The organism is Actinoplanes sp. NPDC089786 (genome assembly GCF_040684855.1).
Lineage (GTDB): Bacteria > Actinomycetota > Actinomycetes > Mycobacteriales > Micromonosporaceae > Actinoplanes.
Genome location: NZ_JBFBGU010000005.1, coordinates 310,096 through 335,048, shown reverse-complemented (window position 1 = coordinate 335,048; position 24,953 = coordinate 310,096). Strand labels below are relative to the sequence as shown.

The following is a 24,953-nucleotide window of genomic DNA, read 5'->3' as shown; positions in this document are numbered from 1 at the left end:
CGCTCAAACCACGCTGATCCGTTGTCCTCCTGGCGACCGATCCTTCACATCGGGACCGCTCCGGGGCCTCCCACAACTTTGCAACATCAGAGGTGAAACATCATGACCGACCGACACGAGGTGATCGTCCACAGCGGATACCGTGGCCTGCGATACACCGACGGACGTTTCGACCAGGTGCTCGAGCCCGGCCGGTACGAGCTGCCCCAGCGCCGCTTCCCGCAACGGCGGGTCCCGCGCGTCACGATCGTCCCGATCGACGTGCGCGAGCGCGAGCTCAACATCAAGGGTCAGGAGATCCTGACCGCCGACAAGGTGGCCGTCCGGGTCAACATCATCACGCACTTCCGGGTGATCGACCCGCAGGCGGCCGTCGAGCAGGTCGCCGACTACGAGGCCCGCATCTACAGCGACGTCCAGCTCGCCGCGCGGCGCTCGCTCGCGTCGATGACCCTCGAGGCCATCCTGACCAACCGCAACCAGCTCAGCGAGGACATCCTGCGCGACGTCGAGGGCATCTCGGCGCGGTACGGCGTGCAGATCATCCGCGCCGACGTGAAGGACCTGGCGTTCCCCGGCAACCTGCAGGAGATCATGAACCGCGTCCTCACCGCGCAGCGGATGGCCGAGGCGCAGATGGTCGAGGCCCGCACGCGCGCCGAGCGCGACGCCCTGGAGGCCAACACGAAGGCCGCCGCGCTGCGCCTGTCGGCCGAGGCCGACGCCGAGGCGAAGCGCATCCGGGCCGACGCCGAGGTCGACGCGCTGCGCCGGCTGGCCGCGGCGGCCGAGGCCTACGCCGAGCACCCGGCCCTGCTCCGCCTGCGCGAGCTGGAGACGCTGGGCGCCCTCGGCGCCAATGCCGAGGCCCGTCTCTACATCGGTTTCGACAAGCACAGCGACCGGCTCGCCACCGAGTGACCCCTGTTGCGTCATCCATCAACGTTGTCCACTATGGATGAATGCGTAGATTGCTCACCTTCGGTGTCACCGGTCTCCTTGCCGTCGCCGGGCTGGTGGTCGCGAACCCCGGCCCGGCGTCGGCCGTCGACCTCGTGAAGTCCGGCATCGGCGTCTTCCGACCCTCCGAGCACCGCTTCTACCTGGACAAGAACCACGCCGGGACGCCACAGGCCGACGTGTCGTTCGGCCAGTCCGGCGACCTGCCGCTCAGCGGCACCTTCGGCGTCGTGGGCTGGGACGGCATCGGGGTCTACCGGCCGTCGAACCGGACGTTCTACCTGGACTACGGCTACGACGGCAGCACGAACAAGCAGGTCACCTTCGGCGCCGACGGTGACCTGCCGATCGTCGGCGACTGGGAGTACGTGCCGGGCGGCAGCAACGACAACCTCGACTCGGTCGGGGTGTTCCGCCCGTCGAGCGGCCAGTTCTTCTTCGACTACAACAACGACGGCGTGGCCAACCGGAGCTTCTCGTACGGCCAGGCCGGCGACATCCCGGTGGCCGGCAAGTTCGGGAGCCCGGGCGCGCGGTCCGGCATCGGCGTCTTCCGGCCGTCCGAGGGACGCTGGTACCTCGACACGAACCTGGACGGCGTGACCGAGAAGTGGATCTACTTCGGCCGGCCGGGCGACCGTCCGGTCGTCGGCGACTGGGACGGCCACGGTGGCGACGAACTCGGCGTGTTCCGGCCCAGTGAGCACCGGATCTACCTCGACTACGACCTGACCGGCGGCAACGCCGAGTACGACTACTCGTTCGGGACGAGCGAGGACCGTCCGATCGCGGGTTACTGGTTCAACTAGCGACAGGTCGTGAGACACGGCCTAGGTTCGGCTGCCGGTTCGGTCGGTCACCTCGAGGAGGTCGCCGGGCTGGCAGTCGAGGGCGTCGCAGAGGGCGGTCAGGGTGCTGAAGCGGATGGCCTTGGCCCGGCCGTTCTTGAGGATCGAGAGGTTGGCCAGCGTCAGGCCGACCCGGTCGGCCAGCTCGGTCAGGGTCAGGCCCTTGGCGGCCAGCAGGGCGTCCAGGTGCAGGGCGACACGGTGCTGTTCCTCCGGCGGCATCAGATGACCTCGTCGAGCTCGGCGCGCAGGCTCCGGCCGTACCGGATGATCTGAGCGAAAGCGAACAGCACCAGACCGAGCATCAGCCACCAGACACTGAGCGTGTAGTCGAACACGAACATCCGCGCGCCGGCCGGCACCACCGTCGCCTCCAGGAGGTAGACGGCGACGTTGCGGACGATCTCGGAGGCGGCGCCGACGATCAGGACGACCAGGCCGAGGCGGCGCAGGGCGGTCGCGGTGGCCTCGGTGAACGGCTGCGTCGCGGTGATCCGGTCGAGCAGGCGCAGGGCGTACCAGATCATCGGCAGGGTGGCCAGGTCGAGCGGCAGCGGACCGGCGAGCAGGTCGAGCACCGTCTGATAGACGCCGGGGTCCTGGATTGACACGCTGATGGCCTGGATGCGCAGCTCGGTGGAGGGCTGGGTGGCCAGCAGCGCCGACGGCAGCACCTCGAAGCGACGGGTGGCGGGGCCGTCGAGCTGGACCACCTGGGCGACGATCGCCAGGATGTTGCCGAACGCCATGATCTGGAGCAGGGCGCGGATGAGGGCGAACGGGCGGTGACGCTCGGCCATGACGGCCTCCTTATCGATATTCGATGTATTGATAGTCGATATGATGCGACGGGTTGTCAAGCGGGCTTGGAGGGACGGATGGATCAGGTGAGCCTGCGTCGGGCCGACGCCGGGGACGCCGAGGACGTGCTCGGGGTGGTGCGGCGGGCATTCGAGAAGTACGTGCCGCGGATCGGGCGGGAGCCGTGGCCGATGACGGTCGATTACGGCGTACCCATCGGATTGGGGTATTGCCGGGTCGCCGAGGTCGACGAGCGGATCGTGGGCGCGCTCGTCCTCGAGCCGGGCGACGGCTTTCTGCACCTCGACGTGATCGCGGTGGCGCCGGAAGCGCAGGGTGGCGGGGTCGGCGGGCGATTGCTCGCGCTCGCCGACGAAGAGGCAAGGGCCGGTGGGTACGCCGAGATCCGGCTGTTCACCAACGAGGCGATGACCGAGAACATCGCGTACTACGGCCGCCGCGGCTACCGCGAGACACATCGGACCGAGGACGACGGGTTTCGTCGCGTCTTCTTCACCCGGACACTGGGCTGATGACTCGGTTGCGGCCACCGCGTAATCCCGTCGACCAGCGCGCGATCGGCTGGTGGACGGCCAACCTGGTGATCCTGTTCGCCGTGCCGGTGCTCACGCTGGCGCTGCTCGGGGTGCTCATCTCGCCCGCCCGCTTCTGGCTGCTCCTGCCGGCCCTGATCGGCGCGGTGGCCGGCGTGGTCGCGGTGCCGGCGCTGCCCCGGTGGTGGTTCCGCGTGCATCGATGGGAGGTCACCGACACGGCCGTCTACACGCGAACCGGCTTCTTCTGGCAGGAGTGGCGGGTGGCGCCGCTGTCGCGGATCCAGACCGTCGACACCCGGCGCGGTCCCGTGGAGCAGCGGTTCGGGCTGGCCACCGTGGTCGTGACGACCGCGTCGGCCAAGGGGGCGGTGACCATGCCCGGCCTCGATCACGCGCTCGCCGCGGAGGTCGCCGAGCAGCTCACCGCCAAGACCCAGGCCGTGCCGGGCGACGCGACATGACCGGCGCCTGGGAGCGGCTGGACCGGCGAGGCCTGTGGGTCTCGGCGGCCTTCATGACCGGGGTGGCGATCCTGGCCGGCGTGCCGACCGCGATCGGGCTGTCGGACATCTCCTGGGCGGTCGCGCTGGCCTGGACGCTGCCCGGCGCGGCGGTGATCGTGGCGGCCGGTGTGATCGCCGAATGGCTGCGCCTGCGGGTCACCCGCTACCGCGTCGGGCCGGACCGCGTCGAGCTGCACACCGGCGTGCTCGTCCGGACCCGGCGAAGCCTCCAGCGCGATCGCATCCGGACCGTCGATGTCGTCGCCGACCCGCTGCTGCGGGTGTTCGGGCTGGTGGCGGTGCGGATCGGCACCGGGGAGCAGGCCGATGACGGAACCGTGAAGTTGTCACCGGTGACACGTGACACCGGTGACGCGTTGCGGCGAGCCTTGTTGTCGCGGGCCGCTTCGCCGGCTTCGTCCCTGGCCGTCCTCGATCCCGCCTGGATCCGGTATGCGCCGCTGTCGTTCGTGGGGCCGGTGCTGGGCGGGTCCGCGCTCGGCGGCGTGCTCAACGTGGCCGACTGGTTCGGGGCGTCGGCCGGGGTGGTCGACTGGGCCATCGACCTGCTGGGCGGGCTCGGCCTGATCGGCGGGATCGCGGTGCTGACCGTGGTCGCGCTGGTCGTCGGCACGATCGGGGCGCTCGGGCTGTGGGTCGAGTTCTGGTGGTCCTACCGGCTCGACCGCGAGGCCGGGGGCACGCTGCGCGTCCGGCGGGGGCTGTTCACCACGCGGTCCATCTCGATCGAGGAGGACCGTCTGCGCGGCGTCGACCTGATCGAGCCGATCGGGTCGCGGCTGGCCGGGGCGGCCCGGGTCGACGCGGTCGCCACCGGCCTGGCCACCAGGACCGAGAAGGACAAGGCCCAGCACCGTACGCTGCTGCCGGCCGCCCCGCGCGCGGTCGCCGACCGGGTGGCCGCCGACGTGCTGCGCGAGGACGTGTCGCCGACCATGGCGGTGCGGCTGTCACCGCATCCGGTCGCGGCCCGAGGGCGCCGGTTGCGCTGGGCGCTGGCCGGGGTGGCCGCCTTCGAAGTGCCGCTGGTGGTGCTCGGCGTGCTGGTCGCCGAGGTGCTGCTGCACCTGGCGTGGATCACGGCCGTGGTGGCCGTACCCATCGCGGTTCTGCTCGCCCTGGACGCGTACCGCGGCCTCGGGCACGGGCTGACCGGCGGCTATCTGGTGGCGCGCAGCGGGTCGGTGCGCCGCTCCACGGTGGCGCTCCAGCGGCGCGGGATCATCGGGTGGACCGTGCGGCAGTCGATCTTCCAGCGCCGGGCCGGGCTGGCCACCATCCGGGCGACCACGGCGGCCGGGGCCGGGGCGTACGCCATCCGCGACGTCGGCACGAGCACCGGCCTGGACGTGGCCGACGAGGCGCTGCCCGGGCTGCTCACGCCGTTCCTGGAGCGAACCTGAGGAACCGCCGCAGGTGAGACATCCATGACTATTGCGTTGAATCCGGTTCGTCATTGTTGAAACGACTGGTAAACAGAGTCCGTGGCAGCTGCGTGGCCGACGGTCGGAACCGTCCAGGTGAACGGCGTCCGGCTGGGCTACCGCGAGTGCGGCGATCCCGGCGGCGTGCCGGCGGTGCTGCTGCACGGCACCGGAAGCCGGCACGACACCTGGGATCGCCTCGCCTCGCGCCTGACCGGCTACCGGGTGGTCGCCGTCAACCTGCGCGGTCACGGTGACAGTGAGCGGTGCCGCAACTATTCGCTGAACGCCCTGCGGGTCGACCTGCTCGGGGTGCTCGAGGCGCTGTCGCTGCGCGACACGGTCATGGTCGGGCATTCGATCGGTGGGTACGTCGCTCTGGCCACCGCGCTGCACAGCCCCGGCCGGGTCGCGCGGCTCGTCCTGGAAGACCCGGCGGTGCCGCCGCGAGGCGCCGTCCCGCTTGGTGCCGCGGCCCCGCTTCCGGCCGGCCCTGATCGTGTTGGCCCTGATCGTGTTGGCCGACGCCTTGTCCTGCCGTCGCTGCACGGCGGAAGCCGGCTCGGGATGCTGGCCGCCGCGGCGGGCATCCTGGCCGCGCGGCGCGACTTCGACCTGTTCGCGATGTGGTCGATCGTCCGCCAGGTGACGCGCCCCGACCCGGGGTGGTGGTCGTGCCTCGACGAGGTACGGCAGCCGACGCTGGTCCTGTCCGGCGGGCCGACCAGCTGCATCCCGCCGCGCCGCCTGGCCGAGATGACGTCGCGGCTGCCGGACGCCCGCCTCGCCACCATCCCGGTCGGCCACCGCGTGCACAGCCTCGCCCCGGACGAGTTCTTCACCGAGGTGGCCGCCTTCCTCACCGCATCCGCCCGCAGCCTCGCGGCCTGACCTCGAGTCAGCCGCCTGGCGGCCCGGGTCAGGGGCCTCGCGACCTGGAGACCGGTTGCGCTCAGCCCGAGACAACCGGTCTCCAGGTCGCGTGGTGGAATAGCCGACGCTGACGCGCGGTGATTCAGGCTACGAGCAGGCGAAGGCCCAGCTCCGCGGCGTCAAGGGCGACGACGTCCCGGTTGCGTTCGGCCCACCGGCCCGAGGAAATATCCTTGCGGAGTGCGCTCACCGCTCGCTGCTCGGCCTGCGGCCCGACTCTGGTCCACACCGATACCGCGCGGCGGACGTGCTCTTCCAAGTACGCCTCGGGCCGGCGCCAGTGTGCCTCGAAGAAGCCGTCTTCGCAGTCCCACGGGATCAGTACCGGCTCCGCATGTCCGCCGATCGCACGGGTCATATCGGCCAGGGACGGCCAGCCGACGAGAAGGTCGGCGAATTCCGGCAGGTAGTCGCGGGTGAGCCAGAACCGCTGACGCCAGCCGGTGTCATCGGCGTCGTACGTGAACACCACCACCCGGCGGGCCACCCGCCGCATCTCACGCAACCCGGCGACCGGGTCCGGCCAGTGATGAACGGTGCTGACCGCCATCGCGACATCGAACGACTGATCCTCGAACGGCAGGCTGTCGGCGCTGGCGGCCACGCACGGCGCCGCGCCGGCCGGGCGCTGCGCCCGCATGACCGCTGAGGGTTCCACCGCCGTGACCTCCCGGTCACGCGGTTCGTACGAGCCGGTTCCAGCCCCCACATTCAGTACGGTCCGCGCGTCCCCGATCGCCTCCCAGATGCGCGCGGCGATCCGCGGCTCGGTGCGCCGCGTCGCCGGGTAGGCGGACCCGATGTCGTCGTACAACTGCGCGCCGAACACCCTCGGATGTTCCTCCGGCGTCGTCCTGACCCCCACCGCTCGTGCCTCCATTTCCCGGTCTATCGCGGTCACCATGGCCGCGGCCCGGTCGCGCTGTTCCACCAGCAGACCGCGCAGCAGGCGCAGGTGCGGAACCGCGTCGGCGGCCGGGTCGCCGATCAGTTCAGCGATCTCGCTCAACCCGAAACCCAGCCGCCGGTACGCGAGCACCTCCCGCAGCCGCTTCACATCGCCCGCGGAGTAGACCCGATGTCCAGCCGCGGTTCGCATGGACGGCCGCATGAGCCCGATCTCGTCGTAGTGATGCAACGTGCGCACGGTTACGCCGGCCAGCTCGGCCACGCGTCCCACAGTCAGGTGCTCCTCCACACCCGCGACTATGCGGCATGACGCCACGTGAGGGACAAGCCCGCCGAGCCGGTGTGGGACCGCGGTCGGCGCCGTCCCTTATCGGCGGCAGAGTGGTCTGCGGACTGCTGGTGGTCCTGTTCTCGATCGGCCTGCGCCGCACTTTCGTCCAGGTCTCTATGCTGGCTGGGTGGCAGCGTGTCCCGAGCTGGCCGTCGCACGTCGTTCTCGGCGGCGAGGGCTCTTCGGGGTAACCCCGAGGAAGCTTGATTGACTACCGCAGCGCATCGCCGGCGCGCTTCCGCGCTTCGCGCAGTCCGGCGCAGGCACGACCGGGAATCGTCGGGGCACGCTGCCGCCCCGACGTGGCACGCGCCGCGCCTACAACCTCCGTCCCAGGTTGCGGGCGCCCTGGCCGACGCCCTGCTCACCACGAGCTGGCAGCCCGACGACATGATCGCGGCCGTACGCTCCGTGGCCGGCGGCCGCGCGGTGCGGGCACGGCGGCTGGTCGACGCCGTGCTGCTGGCCTATCCGCGCGCACCGGCCGACCGGCCCCGAGAGCTACGCCGGTTCCTGACCGGTCTGCCGGGCACGCCGCCGACGGCGGTGCGGCGAGCCACTATCCGGCATCGAATCGCCGCACCGACCCGAGTCGTCAAGATGCGATGGGGTGCCCCCGGCATCGGTGATCTCACCGAACTCGCCGCGTTCCTCGGCGTGGACGGCGACGCGCTCGACTGGTTCGCCGACCGCCGCGAGATCAACCGCCAGGCCCGGGACGAAAAGCTGCGCCACTTCCGGTACGCGTGGCTTGCGCACCGGCTCATCGAGGCCCCGAAACCGCGCCTGCGGGCCCTGCAACGCCAGCTGCTCGATCAGATCCTGTCGGCGGTACCCGTTCACGATGGTGTCCACGGGTTCGTGCCCGGCCGGGGAGCACACACCTTCGCCCGGACGCACGCCGGAAACGCCGTGCTGGTGAGCATGGATCTGCGCGCCTTCTTCTCCAGCATCACGGCGGCGCGAATCTACGGGCTGTTCCACGGCATCGGCTATCCCGAGCCGGTCGCGCACGCGCTGACCGCCTTGACCACCACGCGTACGCCGGCCCACGTCCTGCGCGACGCACCCGATCCCCACCTTGCCGCGCTGTTGCGCCAACCGCACCTGCCGCAAGGAGCGCCCACCTCTCCGGCTCTGGCCAACCTGTGCGCCTTCCGGCTGGACAGGCGGCTGAACGGACTCGCCGACCGCTTCGACCTGACCTACGCCCGATACGCTGACGACCTGGCCTTCTCCGGCACGCTGAGCAACCGCCGCATCGACCGGCTGGTCACGCTCGCCGGCCAGATCGTCCACGACGAAGGGTTCCAGATCCACCCTCGCAAGACCCGGATCCGGCGCCGGTCCCAGCGGCAGTCGTTGACCGGCTTGGTGGTCAACGTACGCCCGGCCGTGCCCCGCGAGGATTACGACCGCCTGCGTGCCATCCTGCACAACGCGGCGGCCCACGGACTCGCGGCGGCGAACCGCGACGGCCATCCCGACTTCGCCGCCCACCTGGCCGGCCGCGTCGCCTGGATGTCCCACCACCACCCGTCCCGCGCCGCGAAGCTCAACCACCTGCTCGAACAGGCACGCTCCACACCCTGACCCTCATCGACGGCCGCCGCCCCCTTTGCCCCGGACAATCCGCGAACCCCCGCCGGATCGACCGGGAAACCGCCTTCGGCGCAGCGGTGGCCTTGCTGCTTGGCCCGGCGATGACAAGCCGGAGGTACGTGGCCTGAGGCGTTCCGGGCGGCTACCAAACCTGGAACCAACAAGTCTCGCCGATGGCGGGGCGACCTATCCGAACTCGGCCTCGATAACCAGCCGAGGATCCCGCCACGCTCTTCCCGTGAACCACCGGCGTGTCATGCCCGGATTCTCGGCGGATCTCCCGCGACCTGTCGCACGCATGGTCCGTCAAGCGAACCCGGCCGCCCATTACTTGCGGCATGAGTGCGCCGCTCACGACTTTCGCCTCAACCCTTCAACGACATCCTCGACAACGGCTACCCGGGCTGGGAGCCGATCCGGGGCAACGGCGATGAGTTCAAATCCGAGGCTGCGGTAGGTATCTTCGTGAATTTGCTCGAAGACGTGCGAATCTTCGAGACTGATGCGGCGCGCGGCGGTTGCCTGGACGAAACCCTGACTTCGAACGAAGAAGACGGTCCGCTCGTAGACATGGTCGGTCAAGACGCGATCTATCTCATCAAGTAGCGGGCGTGGTGCGGCCAGGGAAAGGTGGCGACTCAGCGCTAGCGTGCAGACGGGCGAGCGGTCGAAGAAGGTGGTGCGATGTATCATCGGGCCGACAGTCAGCTGCCTTTTTCGCTGAAGATCTACGATACGGTCGATAAAGTCAGGATCCCGCCACGGTTCCCGGTGGCCGAGAGCGTGGTGCAGAGCGATGACATCAGTCGCGGCTTCTTCGACGACAGCATAGCCATGGATCTCGAGCTGGCGCAGGATGGCTGTCTTGCCGGAGCCCGGGGTTCCAGTGAGAATAAAATTGGACACGACGAAACTCCAATTTCTTGACTAGCTCGATAGAAGGCAGTTGCATGGTTTGAAGCCACTGCGGCCTTACCGGAGATTGGTTTTTATCAGTGCCATAGCTGAGAGCTTGACTCAATCAGCGAGGGCTGTCTGAGTATCTTGCTCAACAACCGGCACACTGTCATCGGCCGAAGCGGACGATGCATAGCCGGCGAGCCATCGGGAACCGCTGAGCAGGACTGTCCCAGGCGAGGATCTCGCGGGGACGGTTCGATCGCCTGCAACTGACACGCATCAGTGGCGTAGCCAGGTCAGTACCGCCTGGACGCGGCGGTTGTCGTCGGGGGCCGGTGGCAGGTTGAGCTTGGTGAAGATGGACGACACATAGGTTTCGACCGACTTGGCGCTCAGGTGCAGGCGGCGGGCGATGCCGGTGTTGGAGCGGCCCTCGGCCATCAGGGTCAGCACCTCGCGTTCGCGGTCGCCGAGGCGGTCGAGGCCGCTCTGGTCGGCTCGCCGGCGCTCGCGCACCAGCTCGACCACGATCTCGGGGTCGACCACCGGCTCCCCCTTCGCCACCCGGGTCAGCGCGTCGCGGAGCGCGTCCACGTCTTCGACGCGGTCCTTGACCAGGTAGCCCGCGCCGCCGCCGGTCAGGCCGAGCAGGTGGGTGGCGAAGCTCCACTCCGCGTAGGTCGACAGGACCAGGATGCCCACCGCCGGATGCCTGGCGCGAAGTTCCGCGGCCACTCGCAGGCCCTCGTCGGTGAAGCTGGGCGGCATCCGGATGTCGAGGACCACCGCGTCCGGCGGATCCGTCTCCACGGCGGCGAGCAGGGCCCGCCCGTCGCCGACGCACGCGGTCACCTCGACTCCGGTGGCCGCGAGCAGACCCGCCAGCCCGTCACGGAACAGCCGGGAGTCGTCGGCCAGCGCCACCCTCACAGCGCCGCCCCCGGCGGATCGACGACGAGCGACGAGCCCGGGAGCTCGACGGAGATGGCGGTGCCGCCGCCCGGTGGGCTGGTGACGACGCAGGTGCCGCCGAGGGCCGCCACCCGGTCGCGGACCGAACGGGGTTCGGCGCCGCCGATGCCGTCGTCGGTCACGGTCAGGCGGAGGGCGTCGGCGTCGTCGGCCACGGTCACCGTGAGATCGGTGGCTCGCGCGTGCTTGACCGCGTTGGTGAGCGCCTCGGCCGCGATGAAGTAGGCCGCCGCCTCGACCGGCGGATCCCAGCGGCGGGCCGGCACCGCGAGCCGCACCGGGAGCGGCAGCCGGGACGCCACCGACTCCAGCGCCGGACCCAGGCCGGCCGTGCCGAGCAGGGCCGGGTGCAGGCCCTGGGCCAGTTCCCGGAGTTCCTGTTGCGCGGCCCGCAGGTCGGTGACGGCGTGGTCGACCATGGCCTGCCACGGCTGGCCGGCGCCGTAGGCGCGCAGCGTACCCAAGCGCATGGAAAGACCGAACAGCAGTTGCTGGGCGCCGTCGTGCAGGTCGCGTTCGAGCCGGCGGCGCTCGGTCAGGCCGGCCTCGACGATGCGGGCGCGGGAGTCGACCACCTCGGCCAGGCGGTCGCGCAGACCGGCCTGGAGGCGGGAGTTCTCCAGGACCAGGGCGGCCGCGCCGACCACGGCCCGCACGGTCGCGGCGTTCCGGGCGAGCGCCGGATCGGTCAGGATCAGGCCGAGGCGGTCACCGTCGCTGGAGAGCAGCGGTACGGCCAGCCGGCCCGACGCCGGGGGCTCAGCCAGGCCGGAGAGGCCGGAGACGTACACGTCGAGCAGCGGGTCGCGCAGCGCCCGGCGCAACGCGTCGCGCAGGCTCTCGACGCTGGGCGACCGTTCGAGCGCGAGGATCACCTCGGCCGCGGCCGCCCGGGCGAGCCGCCGCCGCACCGCCGCCACCAGGAAGCCACCGGGCACGGCCAGCAGCGCCGTCGCCTCGGCGGCCCGCAGCGGCGACGCCAGCGACGTCGTCGACAGCAGCGACCCGACCAGCCGGAACCCCAGCGCCAGCCCGGCCCCGGCCGCGGCGACCGCCACCGGCATCAGGTCCTGCCGCCGCAGCCCCCGGGCCCGCACCAGCCGCGCCACCAGCAGACCGCTGAACAGCACCGCGAGCACCGCCGCGCCGATGTTGAACATCACCAGGACGCCCGGCCCAGGTGTGAACAGCCCGCGGGCGAGCGACCCGGCGACGGTCCAGCCGAACGCCGCGACCACGAACCCGCGGTGGAGCCGGTGGGCCAGCCGGTCCTCCGGATAGCGCAGCAGGACGGCCGCCCCCACCGAGACGAACAGCGCCCCGAACAGCCAGCCGACCAGGACCAGCGGCCGCGTTCCGTACGCCTCCAGCCACACACCGAGCCACGCGAACCCGACCAGGCCCAGCCGGAGCCCGTTCCCACGCTGATCGTCGCCCGACCGCAGCAGCACCCCGGTCAGCAGGAACGTCACACCCACAGCACCATTGAGGACGGCCTGCACCGGCGACGGCGTCCACATCGGCCACCCGACCGCCACGGCCGCGATTCCCCCGGCGACGAGCGCCGCAATCGGCGCGATCCGGGACGTAGGCATCCCGACAGTGTTCCGCCCGACCCGGGTTTTCCCCAACCGACTGTCGGGAGAACTCCACAGACCGCGCCCCGCCGGCTCCCGCAAGCTATGACGACAAACCATACGAGGGGGAGATCAACACCATGAGATTGGTACGTACAGTGAGCACCGCCGCCGCCATCGGACTCGGCCTGGCCCTGTCCGTCGCCGCGCCGGCCCTGGCCAAGCCCGACTGCGACGTCCCGAAGCCCCCGCCGATCTGCGAACGCGGCGACCCGGACGGCTTGGCCCCGGCCCTCTGGTCGATCGGCTGATCCGCCACTCCGGCCCTATTGCGCGTGGGGCTCTTGGGCCGTTCGCGCCGGCGGGAGGGTGATCGCGGTGAGTGCGCGGCCGCCCCGCCGGTCTCTGATCGGCGGGGCGGTTGCGGTGGGCGTCGAAGACAGCCCGGCTCAGTTGTAGGCGGCGAAGATTCGGCTGAACTCGTACGGCTGCTGGGCGATGTTCGTACACCGGTAGAGCGGCCCGGAGCAGGCGTTCGCGTCCCGGCCGAGCTCCCAGAAGCTGAGCATGCCGAGGTGTTTGCCCTGGGCGAAGGCGACCAGCTGACGGGCGTCGTTCTGGTCGTAGATCCGGCCGTCGTCGTTCTGGCCGAGCATCGGCGTGACACCGACCATCTTCCACACCTGGGCGTCGGTGCGGCTCGGGTACAGGGACTTGACCTGGGCGAACGTGGAGTTCGCGGCGTCCACGGCGAACTGGCCGTAGTCACCGTTGCGGTAGTAGTCCATGGCCATCACGTTGACCAGGTCGACGTTGACACCGGCGTCACGGGCCGAGCGCACCACGCCCAGACCGTCGGCGGTCAGGCCCTCGGGCAGCACCGGCAGCGTGAACGAGACACGCAGCCCCGGGTTGGCCCGTTGCAGGGCGGCCAGCGCCTGCGAGCGGCGGGCCACCGAGGCCGGGTCGCCGGTCGCGCCGCCCTCGATGTCCAGGTCGATGTACTTCAGGTGGTACGCGGTGACGACCGCCTGATATTCGGCCTGGAGCGCGGACACGCTGGTGCAGGCCTGGGCCAGTTCGATGCCGGTGGCGCCGCCGAACGAGATCTTCACGTCGCCGCCGCGGGCCCGGATCGCGCTGATCTGGTCGGCCGCCCAGCCCTGCCGCGGGTCATAGGCGTTGAACCACATGGCCTTGCAGGCCGACGCGGTGATGAACGCCAGCGTGACGTGCTTGAGGTTGCCGCTGGCCGCCATCGCGGGAAGGTTCGGCGATGGCCACGCCCCCATGTCGACGTAGGGCGCGTGCGGCAGCCCGCCGGTCGTCGGGGGAGGGTCGGTCGGCGGCGGGTCGGTCGGCGGCGGATCGGTGGGCGGGGTGCTGTCGCAGGCGCCGAGGTCTTCCCACAGCGACGCGGCCGCGACCGGGTTCCAGCCGGCGCCGGGCGGCGGCGTGTGCGCGACGCGGGCCCGGTAGAGGCGGCCGTTGTAGGTCACCTGGGCGCCGGCGGCATAGGGGGTGCCCTCGGCCCAGGCCGGGACGTTGGTGCAGACGGCCATGACCGTGGCGCCGGTGGTCGCGGCCTGCGCGGCGGGAGCGGACACGGCCGCCCCCAGCATGGTGACGACAACCGCGAGCGGCGCCATCCAGCGATGCAGAGACCTCATCGCGTCTCCCTCTACTTCTGAAGGGGTCCGATGAGATCGAGCGTGGTCGATTCCGTTTAAACTGTCAACACTCTTAATTATTGAGCCACGACGGCCAGGGCCCTCGGGCCAGGAGCGTTCGTCGGGCGATCGGGAGACCCAAGTGACGCACACCTGTGCTCAGAGCTAGCGACATCGCCGGCTCCGACAGCCTGCGCGGAAGGCGCGGGCGGCAGGTCGGATGCGGGGCGGCGCTTCTCGATGATCGTGTGGATGACGGCCAGGATCATGCCCAGGGCCAGCCCGAACGCCGTACCCATCAGCGGCGAGTGCGCGAAGGTCGCTCCCCCGAGGCGGCCCAGCCCGATCGCGTACCCGGCCCAGGCCACGCTGGCCAGCGCCGTGAACAGGCCGAACTGCCCCATCGGCAGCCGCACCGACCCGGAGGTCATGGCGGTCGCGGTGCGTCCGTAGGGCAGGAACCGCCCGGCCAGGATGGCCACCCCGCCGTAGCGCAGCAGCGCCCGTTCGGCCTTCTCCTTGGCGATGACCAGCTTGCCGTTCCGCACCCGGCCACCCGCCTTCCGGCCGAGCACATACGCGATCCGGTCGCCGGCCATCCCGCCCGCCACCACGGCCGCGACCAGCGCCATCAGGTTGGGCCGGCCGCTCGCCGACAGCGCGCCCAGCCCGATCACGACCGTCTCGGACGGCATGACCGGGATGAACCCGTCGATCATCACGGCGACCAAGACGACGGCGTACAGCCATGGCGACGAGATCAGCGGCATCAGGTGGTCAAGCATGTCTTCGACGGTACGAATCTCGAGCCCGCCCCACGATGGTGCTCCCCCGTGGATCAGTGGTGGGGCTAGCACCACCATCTCTTAAGCTTCCTAGGGTGATCGCTCACCCGGGACTGCGCTTCGCCGACCACACCGTCACCGTGCCGCTCGACCACCACCGGCCGGACGGCGACACCATCGAGGTCTTCGCCCGTGAGGTGGTGGCCGCGGAGAACACCAGGAAAGACCTGCCCTGGCTGCTGTTCCTGCAGGGCGGGCCGGGTGGCAGGTCCCCACGGCCGGTGCGCGCGGGCGGCTGGATCGAGCGCGCCGCGCGTACCCATCGCATCTTGCTTCTCGACCAGCGCGGCACGGGACGCAGCACGCCGGTGGCCGCCCGGACCATCGCCGGCCGGACCGACGCCGAGCTAGCCGCGTACCTGCGGCTCTTCCGCACCGACAGCATCGTCGCGGACGCCGAGGTGCTGCGGGAGCGGGTGGCCGGCGGCGCCCGATGGGACACGCTCGGGCAGAGCTACGGCGGGTGGATCACGATGGCCTACCTGTCCGCGGCGCCGCAGGCCCTGCGCACCTGCTATGTCACCGGTGGCATGCCCGGCCTGACGGCCACCGCCGACGACGTGTACGCCCGCACCTACCCGCGCGTGGCGGCCAAGAACGCCGAGTTCTACCGCGCGTTCCCTGACGACGCCGCCGCCGTCCAGCGGATCGCCGGCCACCTGCGGGAGAACGACGTCCGGCTGCCCGACGGCGACCGGCTGACCGTCGGGCGGCTGCGGCGGCTCGGGCTGGCGTTCGGGATGAGCTACGGGTACGCGCAGGTGCACTGGCTGCTCGACGAGGCCTGGCACGGCGCCGAGCTGTCCGACACCTTCCGGTACGCGGTGATGGCGCAGACCGGCTACGTCGACCAGGCGCTGTCCGCGCTCCAGGAGTTCATCTACGGGCAGCATGGCGTGGCCACCGGCTGGGCGGCGGAGCGGGCCATGGCCGTACGCCCGGAATTCGCCGCCGACGCCGACCCGCTGCTGTTCACCGGCGAGATGATGTACCCCTGGATGTTCCGGGAGATCGCGGCGCTGCGGCCGTTCGCGGGCGCGGCCGACCTGCTGGCCGCGGCCGACGACTGGCCCGCCCTCTGGGACCCGGCCCGCCTGGCCGCCAACGAGGTGCCGGTGTACGCGGCCGTCTACGCCGACGACATGTACGTCGACGCCGGCCTGTCCCTGGAGACGGCTGCCACCGTGGGCAACGTGCGCACCTGGGTAACCAACGAACACGAGCACGACGGCCTGCGTACGTCGGGCGACGCCGTGCTCGGCCACCTGATGGACATGGCCGCGGGCCGGCTCTAGGCCGTTCCCCCGGGCGCCCATGCTTGCGCCGTGCTCGCCGCTGTTCCGATCAGGCAGGCTCATGGGATGCCTTCGGCAGATGTGCGGAAGCCTCCGTCGGATGCGGTGCAGGTGTGGTTTCCCATGTCCGGTGGACCAGCCTCCGCGCTGGGCGTTACCGCCGAGGTGTTGCCGCCCGATCGGGTTCGCCTCCTCTTCGCGCCATGGGCCGCGTTGAACGCCGCGAGGGCCGACGTCTACCGAGTGCGGAAGGAAGAGGACGGCCGGCTGTGGGCTGAGGAGAAGCTCGAGGCCTCCGGTTACTGCGCGATCCGACGACTCATCGCCCGCCTCGTCCTCGCTGTCGCCGCGGCCGGCGCCGCCACCCTCAGCCTCGCGGCCCCGGCGTCCGCCGCGTCCTCCTCATCCGCCGACTACTACGGGTCGACCGAGGACTGCGTCGTCGTCAAGCACGACGTGGGTTGGGTCAACCAGACCGTCTACTTCCAGAACAACTGTGGCCGGACGATCACCTTCCGGGTCTTCCGGGCGGGGGCGAGCCTGCCCTGCGTGGCGGTCGAGCCCGGCGAGCAGGGCGGCTGGCGGTGGAACCGGGCCGCCTGGGTCACCGGCTACGAGCTCGACTGCGAGTTGGAGGAGTAGCCCGCCGATCAAGCTCAGCGCGGCTCGGTGGCTGGACCAGCGTCCGGCCCCCGAGCTGAGCCGGTCGGCATCGCTGACCACCGGCCGGTTCGCGCCGGGATCGTCGATGTCCCGGCCTGGCGGCCCTGCGCTTGACCATCGCAGCCGGGCGCACAATCTGCGGCGTGAGAGTGTGTCTCTACGTCAGAACCACGGGCGGTTGCGTTCAGCGCGACGCTGTCACGGCGATGTGGCCAGAGTGAAGCGCACCTGCTGGGTCAGATGGATTCGGCCGTCGGTGCCGCGAGCTTCTTCCAGGTGTTGGCCGGCGACGGCCTTGACGGTGTCGTGGTCGGCGTCCGGGATGGCCTCCCACATCGCTCGCTGGCCATGCGATCGGCTGAATTCATGCCACTCGTCGACGTCTGCGAACGTCACCTCGGCGTCGAAGTGGGTCGTCCGCACGCCGGTGTATCCCGCTGCGCTGACCAGCTCCTCGACGCCCGCGTCGCTGCTGAAAGGCCCGGCGGCACCGGTCGTCCGGGCGTCCAACATTCTTGCCGGTAGATATGGCCGGAAAGTCGCATCGACCGCTTCCCACGCCGGATCGCGGTGTCCGAAGGTCGAGATCGCCAGCCGGCCGCCCGGCGCGGCGAGGCGTCGCCACGCGATCAGGGCCGCGAGCGGATCGGGCAGGAAGAACACCACCAAGGACGAAACAATGAGGTCGTAACCGGCCGTCGGCAATGTCGGCGACGAGGCATCCATGACCTGAACGTCGATGTTCGAAAGACCGCGGCCGGCGAAGTCGGCCTCGCACGCCTCGATCATCCGGGGGGACAGGTCGATACCGGTGACATGACCGTCGCGGCCGACCGCCTCGGCCAGAGCGATCGTGGCGGCCCCCCGCCCGCACCCGACGTCAAGGGCCCGCGCGCCCGGCGCGGGCGCGGCCAGGCGGACCAGTTGGCGCGCGATGGGGGTGAACCACGGCACCCCCACTCCGTCGTAGACGTCAGCCACCCGGTCGAACACCGCCGCTACCGCCGCACTTCGTGCCGCCCGCTCTGTCAGGTCCACCCGGTGATTCTGTTCCGCGTCACCGTTCGCAACAAGAGCTTTCCGGACAGGTCAATCCACCGGGCGGTCCGCTAGCCGAGCAGCGCCGCGACCACCACGAGGGTCACCGCCGAGACGGCCGTGGACAGCACGATGACGTCGCGGGCGAACGGCGCGTTGCGGCCGTAGTGGCTGGCGAAGACGTAGACGTTCTGGGCGGTGGGCAGGGCCGAGGTGACCACGGCGGCGAGCAGCATCGGCCCGTCCAGGCCGAACAGGAAACGGCCGATCAGGTACGCCAGCAGCGGCTGGACCACCGACTTGAGCAGCACCGCGGCGCCGCGCTCGGCGGCGTCCGGCCCGGACCGCAGCGGCCGGCTCCCCCGCAGCGACATACCCAGCGCCAGCAGCGTCATCGGCACCGCCGCGCCGCCCAGCAGGGCGAAGGGCTCCAGCACCGGGCGCGGCGGGTCGACGCCGCTGAGCATGATCGCGATGCCGGCGGCGGAGCCGATCAGCAGCGGGTTCCGCAGCGGCAGGGCGGCCAGCCGGCGCCAGGACGGCCGGCCCTCGCCGGTCGCCACGTCCAGCACGGCGAGGGCGGTCGGGCTGGCCAGCAGCACCTGGAACATCAGCACCGGCGCGATGAAGCCGACGTCGCCCAGGATGTAGGCGGCGATCGGGATGCCCAGGTTGCCGGCGTTGACGTACCCGGCGGCAAGCGCGCCCACGGTCAGGTCGGCGACGTCCCGGTTGTGCCGCAGCCGGGCGAACAGGACGTGCAGGGCGGAGACGGCGAGCGTGCTGAGCACGAAGGTGGCCAGGGCGGCGGTGAAGATCCGGCCGGGCGAGGAGCGGGCCAGGGTGCTGACCATCAGGGCCGGCGCCAGCACGTAGAACGCCAGCCGGGTCAGCGTCGCCTGCCCGGCGTCGCCGAGCAGGCCGAACCGGGCGACCAGGTAGCCGACCAGCACGAGCACCCAGATGACGGCGAAACCGGTGACGACCTGCAGCACCCGCCGGACGTTACCTCGTGAACCAGCGCAGGTCCTCGACCTCGGGCGGAAGATCCCCAGCCGCTTCGTACGGAGGGTCCGGCCGTCCCCGCAGCAGACGCGACGCGTACTCCAGGGCTTCCTCCCCCACGGGGCCCTCATCGGCCGGGGCCGCGGCCATCAGATCGAAAAGACTGACCACCGCGGGTACGAACGACTTGTGCCGCCAGATGCCCGTACGCGGATCGAAGTCGTAGTCCGGCCGCAGGCGGCGGCCGTAGCGGGCGATCAGGGCAACCGCCTCGATGATGTGGTCGACCACCGCCGGCGACTCCAGGTAGCTGAAGCTCAGCCTGGTCCAGCCCGGTTTGACGCCCGCCCAGCCGGCGCCGATCGCCGCCCGGAACCGTGCCGAGCGCTCGGCGTCGACCCCGAGGAGCCGGTGCCCGTACGGGCCGGCGCACGAGCAGCCGCCCCGGGACTGGATGCCGAACAGGTCGTTGAGCAGGGCCACCACGAAGTTGTGGTGCAGGACCCGGTCGCCGTCGCGGATCAGGAACGACACGATCGGCAGCCGGTCGGCGTCCAGGTCGCCGAGCAGCATCAGCTCGGGGATGTCGCGCCAGCGGTCGCGGGCCCGCCGCCAGTACTCCTGTTCCCGTTCGGCGATCAGGTCGGCGCCGATCGCCTCCCGGAGAGAGAAGACCAGCCCGGCCCGGATCGATTCGACGATCGCCGGGGTTCCGCCCTCCTCCCGGGCGACCGGATCGGCGACGTAGTCGTGCGTCGTCGCGTCGACGAAGGCCACCGTGCCGCCCCCGGGCGCCGTCGGGACGGCGTTGCGCAGCAGCTCACGCCGCACGACCAGGACGCCCGGCGTCTGCGGGCCGCCGGGGAACTTGTGCGGCGACAGGAACACCGCGTCCTTGCCGGCCATGCCGATCGGCCGGTGCGGGCCGGCCGCGGCGTAGTCCCAGAACGACAGGGCGCCGTGCGCGTGGAGCAGCTCGGCGATCGCGTTCACGTCGGTCAGCAGGCCGGTCACGTTGGACGCGGCCGAGAACGTGCCGATCCGCAGCGGCCGGTCGGCGTGCCGGATCAGCTGGCGCTCCAGGTCGTCGAGGTCGAGGCGCCCGCGCTCGTCGGCCCCGATCGGCACAACGTCGGCGCTGCTCTCCCGCCACGGGAGCTCGTTGGAGTGGTGCTCGAACGGCCCGACGAACACCACCGGGCGCCGGCCGTCCGGCCTGGGCGTACGCAGCCCCAGGACGCCGACCAGCTTGTTCACCGCGGCCGTCGCCCCCGACCCGCAGAACAGCACCACGTCGTCCGGCCCGCCGCCGACCGCCCGGTGTACGGCCGCCCGGGCCTGCTCGCGGAGGCCGCCGGTGTAGCGGCCGGTCGCCGACGCCTCGGTGTGCGTGTTGGCGTACCGCGGGAGCACCTGCCGGCGGATCGTCTCCTCGATCAGGTCGAGCGCCTGCGCGGAGGCGGTGTGGTCGGCATAGATCAGCCGGCGCCGGCCGTAGGGGCCGTCGAGCACCTGCCCCGTACCGATCACACCCTCTTGGATCTTGACCAGCAGATCTTCGTTCACACCTGGTCAATCGTTCACCACCGCCCGGGAGTTCGGCGCCTGCCCGTTCCGACCTCCGGCGGTGTCCGGACGGGCCGAGATCACCGTCAGACCTCGGGGGTGGCCTTGACCGTGAACGGGTTGAAACCCCAGATCCGCGACCCGGAACGCGGGACGGCGAAGGCGTACCAGTCGTCACCGAGCGCTTCGAACACGACGTCGCGGGCGGTGTCTCCCATGCGGGGCGACGGTCGCACGCCGGGCGTGCACCGCACCAGACCGGAGAAGTACGACATGCCACTGTCCTTGGTCACGTAGGCCACGCAACCGTCGTGGCTCCACACGGCCGAGAAGCGGTACAGGCCGTAGCTCCCGCCGGGCGGCGCCGTCGCCAGCCGCTCCAGTCCCGGACGATGCAGCGGGAACAGCGCCCGGCCGGCCACCCCCGAGCAGGCCACCACCATGGTCACGACGGACACCACCGGCAGCACCGACCGGACCGCCCAGGACCGGCCGCTCAGCGACACCGCCCAAACCACGGCGGCCCCCGCCCACAGACCCATGGCCGTCCACAACCAGGTCAGGTAGCCACCGGGCAGAACCACCCCGTACAGCAGCGCGACGGCCGCCACCAGGGCGAGGGCGATCGGCCACCAGGTGCGGGATCGGCTCACGCCGACACGCTACCGAGCCGGGGCAATCCGAAGCGCGGGGTAGTGCTGGCTGTACCGGCGGGTGGGTAGTCACCGGGATGGATCTTGTCCGTCGCGGAAAATAGCGTTCTCGGTATGACCACGACAAAGAACTTTCGCAGCCTGGCGGTGGGCCTGACCGCCGCCGCCGTCCTCGCCGCGGGCGTTGGAGTCGCCCACGCCGACGTCATCGGCGGCGCGCCGGCCGGCGGCGCCGAGACCCTCACGGCCGCCACCCGCTCCGGTTGGGAAGGTGTCACTCGCGAGCAGGTGCGGATCGACTTCGGCAAGGGCTGGGTCACCAACGCCGAGCTCACCTACCCGAGCAGTGCCACCGGCCGCCTGCCGCTGGTCGTCTTCCTGCACGGCAGCGGTCGCAACGACATGAATCAGACGCTGCCGGACGGCAAGGGCTCGACCTTCGTCCCGCTCGCTCAGGCCGCCAGCCGGGAAGGTTATGCGACCTTGCGCTTCAACAAGCGCGGCGTGACCGACGTCGGGCCGGTGGAGAGCACCGATCCGGCCCAGCTGATGCCGAAGAACCCGTACCAGCAGATTCAGCTGGACGCCGCCTCGGTCGTACGGTTCGCCGCCCGGACGTCGAAGGTGGACCCGGCGAAGATCTTCCTCCTCGGTCACAGCGAGGGCACCAACGTGGCCGCCAACCTGGCCGCCGACCCGAAGAGGTTCGGCATCCCGAAGCCGGCCGGTGTGGTCGAGATGGGGGTGGTCGGCAAGCCCATCAAGGATCTGCTGACCTTCCAGATCTACGGCCGGCTGCTGACGCAGATGCACGACGAGTTCGACATCGACGGTGACGGCCAGCTGACCGCCGTCGAGGCGACCGACGGCCTGGTGGGCCAGCCGAAGGAGATCGCCGACCAGTTCCGCTCCGTGCTGCTCGACGGCAAGAAGGTGCGGCCCGGCACCGACCGGAACCACGACGGCCGGATCGCGATCGACGCCGAGGCCGGCCCGGTGCTGCGCAAGGCCACCCACATCGACGACTACCCGAACGTGCCGGGCCTCGACCCGTACGTGGTCGCCTACGCCAAGGACCTCGGCCGCTTCCCGACCGTGACGCAGGCGCTGCCCAAGTTCGCCGGCCCGACGCTGCTGCTCAACGGTGAGAACGACATCCAGACCCCGGCCCGCGCCGCGATCGTCGCCGACGCCGCCGTCGCCGCGGCCGGCAACAAGGACCACAAGCTCGTCATCTACCCCGGCATGGCCCACACCATGAACATCACCCCGAAGTTCACCCCGGTGTTCGGCGAACCCGACCGGCAGGTCATCACCGAGATCCAGGGCTGGCTCAAGTCCCACCGCTGAGAACCCCTGCGAAGCGGCCGCCGACCAGGCGGCCGCTTCGGTGTGGATTGCCGCGACGGCCTAGGTGGTCAGCCCGAACCGTTCGACGATGCCCGGCAGCCAGTCCGGCTCGCCGAACTGCAGGCCGTAGCGTTCCGCGAGGTCGCCGCCCTCCCCGGCCGCCACCGGCCCGGCCGCGATCAGCTCCGCCACCTCGCGGAAGAAGTGCTCGAAGCCGGCCGGCGTGATGATCTCGATCATCCGGGCGGGGACCGCGCCGGCGTTCCACATGGCGTGCAGCTCGCCGCGCGGCTTGGTGATGTAGCCGCCCGGCCCGAGCACCACCTCCCGGTCGCCCGAGCGGAAGCCGATCTCGCCCTCGGTGACGATCGAGTACTCGTCCTCCCGCGTGTGCAGGTGAGGCGACACGAGCGCGCCCACCGGGAAGGGATGCTCGACGATGGCCAGCGCGCCGCCGGTGTCCTCGCCCCACAGCTTGAAGTGCACGCCGATGTCGCCGAGTTCGCCCACGCGTCCGCCGCCCGGCTCGACCACGGTCAACGGCGGCGGCTTCGATGTCGTCATGCGATGTGCCTACCGCATCCGGTGGGCCTCCGGCCAACAAATACGGGCCATCACCGGCGCCAGGCGGACACCAGCGCCGAGTACGGGCCGGGCACCTCGGCCAGGGTGCGGTGCGGGCCCGACTGCACGAGGCTCGACGCCAACATGCTGGCCGCGATCGGCTTCCCGGACGGCGGCGGGGCGCTGCTGATCGTGCAGACCGACGGCGGCCCGGAGGAGGCGGCGCGGGCGATCGAGGTGCTCGGCCGGACCGCGACGACGCTGCGATCCACCACCGGTCCGGCCGAGACCACCGCGCTGCCGGCCGCCCGCCGAGCACGGGGTGGGCACGCTGAAACGCGCCTGGCTGGCCCGCGAGCTGGGCGAACAGAACCTCGACCTGCAGCTGCAGATCAAGGCCCTGTTCGACCCCCACAACATCTTGAATCCCGGCAAAGCCCTTTAGTTGATGCCGTGCCGCGCCGCCGCGATCTGCGGCCACGACTTCGGCTGAGATGACACGGCCTTGGCGGATTTCGCCAGGGGCGGGCGGCCGGGTGTGTAGAGCCAGGTCTGGAAGAAGGCGTCCAGGTCCTGGCCGGAGATCTGCTCGGCCAGCGCGATGAACTCGGACGTGACGCCGTCGCCGTAGCGTTGGCTCGCGGCCCACCCGCGGAGGATGGCGAAGAACTTCTCGTCGCCGACCTTCTCGCGGAGGTATTGCAGGGTCAGGGCGCCACGGTCGTAGACGGCGCCGTCGAAGAGGCGGTCGGCGCCGGGGTCGCCGGGCAGCACCTGCCAGAACGGGTCGTCGGCCGGGTAGACCTCGTGGTAGACGTACGACGCGAGCTCCGCCGTCGTACCCTCGCCCTGCTCCTCGCTCCACAACCACTGCGCGTAGGACGCGAAGCCCTCGTTGAGCCAGATGTCCTTCCACTGCCCCACCGAGACCGAGTCGCCGAACCACTGGTGGGCCAGCTCGTGCACGATCAGCGAGTTGTTCGAGCCGCGGGCGAACGACGCGCCGTCGTACACCGGCCGGGTCTGGTTCTCGAGGGCGAAGCCCTGATCACCGGCGGCGGTGACCACACCGCCGCGCGCGCCGAACGGGTACGGCCCGAACAGCCCGGCCTCCCAGTCGAGGATCTCGTCGGTGCGCTCCACGCTGGTCTTCGCGGCCGCGAGGGCCGCCGGGGCCAGACGCTTGTTGTACGCCGTGACGATCGGGCTGCCGTCGGCCGAGGTGTCCTGGTAGGTCTCGAAGTCACCCAGGGCCAGGAACGCCAGGTACGGGGCCTGGGGCCGGTCCTGCCGCCACGACCACCGGTTCCACCCGCCGATCACCGGCTGCGCCCAGCGCGTCGGCACGCCGTTGGAGATGGCCTCGATGCCGTCGGGTACGAGCACCGACACGTCGTAGGTGGCCTTGTCGGTGGGGTGGTCGTTGCTCGGGTACCACCACCACGAGATCTCCGGCTCGTTCACCGCCAGGGCGCCGTCCGGGGTGCGGTTCCACGAGGTGAAACCGGAGGCGACGACGTTCGAGGGCACGTCGTCGTACTCGACCACGATGGTCAGCGGCGTGCCGGCGGCGACCGGCCGGGCCGGCGTGACGACGAGTTCGTGATCACCCTGCCGGGCGTACGTGGCGGGCCGGTTGTTGACCCGCACCGACGTCGTGGCGAGCACGAAGTCGAGGTTGAACGCGGAGAGGTCCTGGGTGGCGGTGGCGAGGATGGTGGTGGTGCCGGTCAGCCGGTCGGTGCCCGGGTAGTAGCGCAGGCGGATGTCGTAGTGGGCGACGTCGTAGCCGCCGTTGCCGTACTCGGGGTAGTAGACGTCGCCGGCGCCGGGACTTCCGGGCGCCGGGGCGGCCTGGGCCCCGGACTGGACGGTCAGCACGGCGGCGAGGACAGCCGCCGTGACGGTGAGACTTCTGCGGAGCACGAAGGTCCCCTTCCATGAAGATCCGACTCGCGGAAGGTAC

27 protein-coding genes are annotated in these 24,953 nt (G+C 71.0%); 12 read left to right on the top strand and 15 right to left on the bottom strand.

The window, feature by feature from the left end; all coding sequences use genetic code 11:
• Window positions 1-102: 102 nt before the first annotated feature.
• Together AB0O15_RS19955 and AB0O15_RS19950 are read left to right on the top strand one after the other, a co-directional pair.
• Window positions 103-921 carry a slipin family protein gene (locus AB0O15_RS19955; RefSeq protein WP_364320329.1) on the top strand — a complete coding sequence of 273 codons (819 nt, stop codon included), beginning with the start codon at window positions 103-105 and terminating at the stop codon, window positions 919-921.
• Window positions 922-962: 41 nt separating this feature from the next.
• Window positions 963-1,769, top strand: coding sequence for a hypothetical protein (locus tag AB0O15_RS19950; RefSeq protein ID WP_364320327.1), 807 nt, complete (start codon window positions 963-965; stop codon window positions 1,767-1,769).
• Window positions 1,770-1,790: 21 nt separating this feature from the next.
• Here the strand turns inward: AB0O15_RS19950 and AB0O15_RS19945 are convergent, their stop codons facing one another.
• Together AB0O15_RS19945 and AB0O15_RS19940 are read right to left on the bottom strand one after the other, a co-directional pair.
• Window positions 1,791-2,030: a helix-turn-helix transcriptional regulator gene (locus AB0O15_RS19945; protein ID WP_364320325.1), complete on the bottom strand. Its 240-nt coding sequence runs from the start codon at window positions 2,028-2,030 to the stop codon at window positions 1,791-1,793.
• Window positions 2,030-2,608 carry a DUF2975 domain-containing protein gene (locus AB0O15_RS19940; RefSeq protein WP_364320324.1) on the bottom strand — a complete coding sequence of 193 codons (579 nt, stop codon included), beginning with the start codon at window positions 2,606-2,608 and terminating at the stop codon, window positions 2,030-2,032. Before AB0O15_RS19940 ends, AB0O15_RS19945 begins: the two co-directional genes overlap by 1 nt.
• Window positions 2,609-2,686: 78 nt before the next feature.
• Between AB0O15_RS19940 and AB0O15_RS19935 the strand changes: the two genes are divergently transcribed.
• The 4 genes from AB0O15_RS19935 to AB0O15_RS19920 all read left to right on the top strand — a co-directional run bounded on the left by AB0O15_RS19935 (window position 2,687) and on the right by AB0O15_RS19920 (window position 6,005).
• Window positions 2,687-3,142, top strand: coding sequence for a GNAT family N-acetyltransferase (locus AB0O15_RS19935; protein WP_364320322.1), 456 nt, complete (start codon window positions 2,687-2,689; stop codon window positions 3,140-3,142).
• The gene (locus AB0O15_RS19930; protein ID WP_364320320.1) at window positions 3,142-3,627 is read left to right on the top strand and encodes a PH domain-containing protein; all 486 of its coding nucleotides are present in this window, start codon (window positions 3,142-3,144) and stop codon (window positions 3,625-3,627) included. Before AB0O15_RS19935 ends, AB0O15_RS19930 begins: the two co-directional genes overlap by 1 nt.
• Window positions 3,624-5,093: a PH domain-containing protein gene (locus AB0O15_RS19925; protein WP_364320318.1), complete on the top strand. Its 1,470-nt coding sequence runs from the start codon at window positions 3,624-3,626 to the stop codon at window positions 5,091-5,093. The genes AB0O15_RS19930 and AB0O15_RS19925 overlap by 4 nt, the downstream gene beginning before the upstream one ends.
• 81 nt (window positions 5,094-5,174) lie before the next feature.
• Entirely contained in the window at window positions 5,175-6,005 is an 831-nt protein-coding gene (locus tag AB0O15_RS19920) for an alpha/beta hydrolase (RefSeq protein WP_364320316.1), read from the top strand.
• 124 nt (window positions 6,006-6,129) lie between these two features.
• Here AB0O15_RS19920 and AB0O15_RS19915 read toward each other — a convergent pair whose 3' ends face one another.
• Window positions 6,130-7,245 carry a MerR family transcriptional regulator gene (locus tag AB0O15_RS19915; RefSeq protein ID WP_364320314.1) on the bottom strand — a complete coding sequence of 372 codons (1,116 nt, stop codon included), beginning with the start codon at window positions 7,243-7,245 and terminating at the stop codon, window positions 6,130-6,132.
• 432 nt (window positions 7,246-7,677) lie between these two features.
• Here AB0O15_RS19915 and AB0O15_RS19910 point away from each other — a divergent pair, with 432 nt between their 5' ends.
• Entirely contained in the window at window positions 7,678-8,880 is a 1,203-nt protein-coding gene (locus tag AB0O15_RS19910; RefSeq protein WP_364320313.1) for a reverse transcriptase family protein, read from the top strand.
• A gap of 360 nt (window positions 8,881-9,240) precedes the next feature.
• On the opposite strand, the gene AB0O15_RS19905 is transcribed toward AB0O15_RS19910, so the two are convergent.
• From AB0O15_RS19905 to AB0O15_RS19895, 3 genes are all read right to left on the bottom strand, one after another.
• Window positions 9,241-9,795 carry an AAA family ATPase gene (locus AB0O15_RS19905; protein WP_364320311.1) on the bottom strand — a complete coding sequence of 185 codons (555 nt, stop codon included), beginning with the start codon at window positions 9,793-9,795 and terminating at the stop codon, window positions 9,241-9,243.
• A 273-nt stretch (window positions 9,796-10,068) separates the two neighbouring features.
• Complete coding sequence (locus AB0O15_RS19900; protein WP_364320309.1) at window positions 10,069-10,719, bottom strand: response regulator transcription factor; 651 nt, start codon at window positions 10,717-10,719, stop codon at window positions 10,069-10,071.
• Window positions 10,716-12,356: a histidine kinase gene (locus AB0O15_RS19895; RefSeq protein WP_364320307.1), complete on the bottom strand. Its 1,641-nt coding sequence runs from the start codon at window positions 12,354-12,356 to the stop codon at window positions 10,716-10,718. The genes AB0O15_RS19900 and AB0O15_RS19895 overlap by 4 nt, the downstream gene beginning before the upstream one ends.
• Before the next feature lie 122 nt (window positions 12,357-12,478).
• Between AB0O15_RS19895 and AB0O15_RS19890 the strand changes: the two genes are divergently transcribed.
• Window positions 12,479-12,649, top strand: coding sequence for a hypothetical protein (locus AB0O15_RS19890; protein ID WP_364320306.1), 171 nt, complete (start codon window positions 12,479-12,481; stop codon window positions 12,647-12,649).
• Between the two features lie 138 nt (window positions 12,650-12,787).
• Here AB0O15_RS19890 and AB0O15_RS19885 read toward each other — a convergent pair whose 3' ends face one another.
• Entirely contained in the window at window positions 12,788-14,008 is a 1,221-nt protein-coding gene (locus tag AB0O15_RS19885) for a carbohydrate-binding protein (RefSeq protein ID WP_364320305.1), read from the bottom strand.
• 77 nt (window positions 14,009-14,085) lie between these two features.
• On the bottom strand, window positions 14,086-14,793 hold the full coding sequence (locus tag AB0O15_RS19880) for a DedA family protein (protein WP_364320303.1): 708 nt from the start codon (window positions 14,791-14,793) through the stop codon (window positions 14,086-14,088).
• 95 nt (window positions 14,794-14,888) lie between these two features.
• Between AB0O15_RS19880 and AB0O15_RS19875 the strand changes: the two genes are divergently transcribed.
• Entirely contained in the window at window positions 14,889-16,148 is a 1,260-nt protein-coding gene (locus tag AB0O15_RS19875; protein ID WP_364320302.1) for an alpha/beta fold hydrolase, read from the top strand.
• Window positions 16,149-16,271: 123 nt separating this feature from the next.
• Window positions 16,272-16,790: a hypothetical protein gene (locus AB0O15_RS19870; protein WP_364320300.1), complete on the top strand. Its 519-nt coding sequence runs from the start codon at window positions 16,272-16,274 to the stop codon at window positions 16,788-16,790.
• Window positions 16,791-17,009: 219 nt separating this feature from the next.
• On the opposite strand, the gene AB0O15_RS19865 is transcribed toward AB0O15_RS19870, so the two are convergent.
• The 4 genes from AB0O15_RS19865 to AB0O15_RS19850 all read right to left on the bottom strand — a co-directional run bounded on the left by AB0O15_RS19865 (window position 17,010) and on the right by AB0O15_RS19850 (window position 21,073).
• Entirely contained in the window at window positions 17,010-17,849 is an 840-nt protein-coding gene (locus AB0O15_RS19865) for a class I SAM-dependent methyltransferase (RefSeq protein WP_364320299.1), read from the bottom strand.
• Window positions 17,850-17,920: 71 nt separating this feature from the next.
• Window positions 17,921-18,844, bottom strand: a complete 924-nt coding sequence (locus tag AB0O15_RS19860) for an AEC family transporter (RefSeq protein ID WP_364320298.1) — start codon at window positions 18,842-18,844, stop codon at window positions 17,921-17,923.
• A gap of 10 nt (window positions 18,845-18,854) precedes the next feature.
• Entirely contained in the window at window positions 18,855-20,420 is a 1,566-nt protein-coding gene (locus AB0O15_RS19855) for an aminotransferase class V-fold PLP-dependent enzyme (protein ID WP_364320297.1), read from the bottom strand.
• Window positions 20,421-20,506: 86 nt separating this feature from the next.
• Window positions 20,507-21,073 carry a hypothetical protein gene (locus AB0O15_RS19850; protein WP_364320295.1) on the bottom strand — a complete coding sequence of 189 codons (567 nt, stop codon included), beginning with the start codon at window positions 21,071-21,073 and terminating at the stop codon, window positions 20,507-20,509.
• Between the two features lie 114 nt (window positions 21,074-21,187).
• Between AB0O15_RS19850 and AB0O15_RS19845 the strand changes: the two genes are divergently transcribed.
• Complete coding sequence (locus tag AB0O15_RS19845; protein ID WP_364320293.1) at window positions 21,188-22,423, top strand: alpha/beta fold hydrolase; 1,236 nt, start codon at window positions 21,188-21,190, stop codon at window positions 22,421-22,423.
• A 60-nt stretch (window positions 22,424-22,483) separates the two neighbouring features.
• On the opposite strand, the gene AB0O15_RS19840 is transcribed toward AB0O15_RS19845, so the two are convergent.
• Window positions 22,484-22,987, bottom strand: a complete 504-nt coding sequence (locus tag AB0O15_RS19840) for a cupin domain-containing protein (RefSeq protein ID WP_364320291.1) — start codon at window positions 22,985-22,987, stop codon at window positions 22,484-22,486.
• Between the two features lie 50 nt (window positions 22,988-23,037).
• On the bottom strand, window positions 23,038-23,259 hold the full coding sequence (locus AB0O15_RS19835; protein ID WP_364320290.1) for a hypothetical protein: 222 nt from the start codon (window positions 23,257-23,259) through the stop codon (window positions 23,038-23,040).
• 50 nt (window positions 23,260-23,309) lie between these two features.
• On the opposite strand from AB0O15_RS19835, the gene AB0O15_RS19830 reads away from it, so the two are divergent.
• Complete coding sequence (locus AB0O15_RS19830) at window positions 23,310-23,432, top strand: FAD-linked oxidase C-terminal domain-containing protein (protein ID WP_364320288.1); 123 nt, start codon at window positions 23,310-23,312, stop codon at window positions 23,430-23,432.
• On the opposite strand, the gene AB0O15_RS19825 is transcribed toward AB0O15_RS19830, so the two are convergent.
• Window positions 23,429-24,913, bottom strand: coding sequence for a M1 family metallopeptidase (locus tag AB0O15_RS19825; RefSeq protein ID WP_364320286.1), 1,485 nt, complete (start codon window positions 24,911-24,913; stop codon window positions 23,429-23,431). The two genes, AB0O15_RS19830 and AB0O15_RS19825, sit on opposite strands and share 4 nt — an antisense overlap.
• Window positions 24,914-24,953 lie beyond the last annotated feature (40 nt).